Source organism: Chelativorans sp., from assembly GCF_031180965.1.
Classification (GTDB): domain Bacteria; phylum Pseudomonadota; class Alphaproteobacteria; order Rhizobiales; family Rhizobiaceae; genus Chelativorans.
Window position 1 is genome coordinate 1 of the sequence record NZ_JAPSLH010000054.1, and the last position, 3914, is coordinate 3914.

3 protein-coding genes and 1 tRNA gene are annotated in these 3914 nt (G+C 61.9%); 3 read left to right on the top strand and 1 reads right to left on the bottom strand.

Annotated features, from left to right (window positions below; translation table 11 throughout):
- Positions 1-46: 46 nt before the first annotated feature.
- Positions 47-122 (top strand) — tRNA-Phe (locus RIN79_RS21355).
- A gap of 152 nt (positions 123-274) precedes the next feature.
- On the top strand, positions 275-646 hold the full coding sequence (locus RIN79_RS21360) for a hypothetical protein (RefSeq protein WP_309086723.1): 372 nt from the start codon (positions 275-277) through the stop codon (positions 644-646).
- Between the two features lie 225 nt (positions 647-871).
- On the opposite strand, the gene RIN79_RS21365 is transcribed toward RIN79_RS21360, so the two are convergent.
- Positions 872-2968 (bottom strand): cadherin-like domain-containing protein, encoded by a 2097-nt coding sequence (locus RIN79_RS21365; protein ID WP_309086724.1) that lies wholly within the window; start codon positions 2966-2968, stop codon positions 872-874.
- 752 nt (positions 2969-3720) lie between these two features.
- Between RIN79_RS21365 and RIN79_RS21370 the strand changes: the two genes are divergently transcribed.
- On the top strand, positions 3721-3914 hold a 194-nt coding region (locus RIN79_RS21370; protein WP_309086725.1), incomplete at its 3' end, for a hypothetical protein.

A 3914-nucleotide genomic window follows, 5' to 3' on the forward strand; every position in this document is an offset into this window, starting at 1 on the left:
TCCCGCGACCTCTGCCGGACGGACCCTCTACGGTCCGACACTATGGGCCCAGGTAGCTCAGTTGGTAGAGCATGCGACTGAAAATCGCAGTGTCGGTGGTTCGATTCCGCCCCTGGGCACCATTTTCCCAAATAGATCAAGAGGTTAGAAGAGGGACAGCTGCACTGCTGTGGCCTCGAGTGCCTAGCACACAGCTAGTGGCATGAGTTGGAATTTGGCTTGCAGTTTTCCTGCTTGGCGGGACGGTGGTGTGCGCGAGGCGAGGAGGCGCGCCATGTCCCGCGGCCCCAAAGCTGTGGCGTTGGATCTGGAGGGCCGGGGGCTGGACGCGATGCGCCCCGTCTACCGGACCAACGATGCCGGCGAGCGCGTGCGGGTGATGCAGCCCGTGCATGTGCGGCGGGACTGGTTCTTTGATAGCGGCGGCACCGTCCACTCCATGATCCGCTACGGCAGCAAGCCGCTGCCGCTGGACAAGGCCGGCAGCACCAGCGTGGAGGTGGGCGGGCTCGACGCGCTGCCCGGCGTGATCGATGCGCTGCTCGCGGCAGTGCGGGCCGGAGAGCTGGACGCCCAGTTGGCGATGGCGGCGCAGGAACGCAGCAAGGCGTTCAAGCGCCGAAGTGGCACGACAAAGGCGGCCTGACGACCACGTCTACCTATAGCAACGGGGCCGGCCAGCGATGGCCGGCCTCCTTGATCATCAGGAAGGAAATGATGGCATGGACGAGTTCGTAGTGGTCGTACGCCTGCTCAACGAGCTGACGTAGCGGTTAACGTTCGAGGCAGATGACGTCGGCAAGGCTTCTCGCAGACGCTTTCAAAAACCACAGCGCGGCGCAATCCGCGCTGTGGCCCGCGTTCCCATTCGTCACACCAAGAACAGCAAATCGTCCAGAAGCAAGTTACCAACCCTAGCCTCGATAGTCAGCGTATCTATTGCGGCATCCCAATCAGTCTCAACCAGCATGGGTGCTTTAGATAGGCTCACGTCCATTCTTGCAACTTCAACTCCATTATTCATTCCACGTAGCGTCAAAGGCCCAGCCGAACTCCCGCCCCCAAAAACACCGCCCTGGAAGGTAAAGTCAGCACCATCCATTCGCGTCATCGTAAGCGGGGAAACCCCGCCATTTGACCATACAAATTGGGAGTTGCTAAAATTATACCCCCAAAGACTTTGATCTTCAGCAGGAGGCCCAACCACCCAACCATTATTTCCCGACGGAGAGTCGTAATTGAAGCCCTTATATCCATCGTACACGTACCGCTGACTCACGCCCTCGAAATCAACCGTAATAGTAGGTCTAATCGAAAGCGTTGGCTCTGCCGAACCCTTGAGCGTCACTTCAACTGTTTGGCTGACCACCCCGCCATTCCCATCGTCGATGCTCAGCAGATATTCTTGCACCCGAGTTTCACCGGCGGCGAGCGAGTCGAGGACGCTGTCTGTGATCTCAAACTTCCACCCTATCGTATCGTTAATAGCGTCGATGGGGTCGAGTGAGAGCGTGCCAAGATAGCTCGTGCTACCTGGCTTTGGAACATAGCTTGCGGAGTGGATGTCCGTCGTGTCCGGGTCGCCAAACATGAATGTGCCGGATATCGAATGCACGTGAGAGCTTCCAGTAACTTCGGGCAACTCCGTGACGATGCCACCCTGCGCGCCGGAAATCGTCGGGACGTCATTTACTGGCGCTACCTGAAAGCTCTGGGTGGCCGCGGTCTCGCCACCCCTGCCGTCCTCCACTCTGTAGCTGAGTTCGACTGGACCGTGGTAGTTGGCATCGGGCTTGAAGGTCCATGTGCCGTTGCCATTATTCAGCAGCGAACCGTGGGTGGCGGTAAGGCCGGATACCGACATCGTATCACCGTCCACGTCGCGGTAGCCCTTGATGAGATCCGCGGCGGTGATCGTGTAATCGGTATCCTCGGTGCCGGGCTGAAGCACCGCTTTGTCGCCGAAGGCGCTCGGTCCGTGATTGACCAATTCGAGCTTCTCGAAGCCGTTCACGGTCAGCCCGAGGGAGGTGAACCTGAACTGCTGCCAGGCGGATGAGCCGTTGGCGATCATCGCTTGGTAGGTGGCCAGTTCCTTCTGGAACGTGGCGCCCAGGAACTGCTCCTCAGTGGTGGACAGCACCAGCGTGTCGAAACCCGAGCCGCCGTCGAGGAGGTCAGAGGCGCCAATGTTCTCCCCGGCATCCTGGATCAAACGGTCATTGCCGTCGCCGGCATAGACGGTGTCGCTGCCGCTGCCTGCGCGGATAACGTCATGACCGGAATCGCTGGTGATGAAGTCACCACCACTGCCGCCGCCGATGACGTCGTCGCCAGCACCGGCATAGATCGTGTCGTTGCCCCCGCCGGCCTGGATGCTGTCATTGCCGTCGTCGCCGGTGATCAGGTCCCTGCCGTCGCCGGCCACTACCGTGTCATTGCCCGATCCGGCATAGACAGTGTTGTCGCCGCCACCGGCCCGGATCTCGTCGTTGCCACCCTCGCCCGTAATCGTGTCGTTGCCGGCGCCGGCTTCAACGACATCATGGCCCTCTCCGAGCCACACCGTGTTGTGGCCCTCGCCGGCCCAGACTCGGTCGTCGCCACCCTCGCCGGCAATGGTGTCATTGCCCGCGCCCGCCCGGATGATGTCGTTGCCATTGCCGCCATAGAAGCCGTTGCGGCCCTGGAAATCCTCCAGCAGGTCGTCGCCGTCACCGCCATAGGAGGTGTCGTCGCCCTCCCCGCCGAGGAGCGTGTCGCTGCCGGCATTGCCGTGCAGTTGGTCGTTCCCGACTTCGCCGCGGAGCAGGTCGTCGAAGGCCGTCCCGCTGAGGCCGTCATGGCCGTCGCCGGCCGAGATCTCGACGCCGGTGAAGCCACCGGCAAGTTCGTCAGCGGTCAGGAAGCCGCTCATCCACTCGGAGTTCGCGGTGCCCTTCATCATTTTGCGTTTCGGATCGGTCATCGGTTCCTCTGCGTTTCCACCCCAGCGGATCGGCTGCGGCGACCCGGATTGTTATCTAAAAAATAATAAAGTTTCTCCTGGCGCGTTACGGAGATACAGAACGACTTGGTAACTATTACGTGATTGAAAATACTATGTATGCGTTAGTGGCGGCAGTGCAGCGCCTCGCGAAAGGGTCGCGGGTCAGGTGGGCCGGCGCTTCACGGCCAATCGCCATAGCCTCGGTTGGAGAGCGAGCCTTCGCGACCGGCGGCGCAACCGGCCTTACACGCCGCATCTTGGAGTTACTGCCCCGGCGCGCGGCCAGGAAAGCTCACCAATCGTGCCACGATCACCCCAGGCAGCGCGACGCACAGGCGAGCCCCTGTCATGTCATGTCTCGCGTGCCGGCCCGGCGGCCTGGACCTGTCGCGGTGGCGGCGCAGCGTAAGTCAGTGAAGCTCACCACATTCCAAAAAAACGATTTCGATCAGAACATAAGGCGCCTGAGTTCCACCGCGGCTGTAGCACGGCGGAAGAACAGGATGTTGCCTTCACCAAGCCACCAGCATGATCTCGCAATCTGAAACCGCGGTGCCGGTGATTCGACTCCGCTCCTGGGCACCATCCCCTCAGACTGCCTCGACATTCCGCCTCCCCGCGCAAGCCGCCCGGCCGGTATCACGCCGTGGGACCCAGGCATCCCTGGGCGCCCTCACGCGCTTGGGCCCCGTGATCGCCGTCGGATGCGGCGGTCCATGCGGAGGACAGCCATGTCGGACAGCAGCAGCGCGAACGTCACCATCGCCATCACCCCCATGCATCGCGCCGAGGAAGGCGTGCTGGAGGCGGGGGAGCGCGAGGGCGCGCAGCTCTTCCTGGTGGAGCTGGTGCGCGCCGATGGCGAGGATGCCGAGGTGATCGTCGAATGCCGCAATGAGCGCACGGCCGCGCTCGCGGCCCGCGT

Coding starts and splice junctions, on each gene's coding strand:
- RIN79_RS21360 (WP_309086723.1), top strand. CDS start 275: ATGTCCCGCGGCCCCAAAGCTGTGGCGTTGGATCTGGAGGGCCGGGGG.
- RIN79_RS21365 (WP_309086724.1), bottom strand. CDS start 2,968: ATGACCGATCCGAAACGCAAAATGATGAAGGGCACCGCGAACTCCGAG.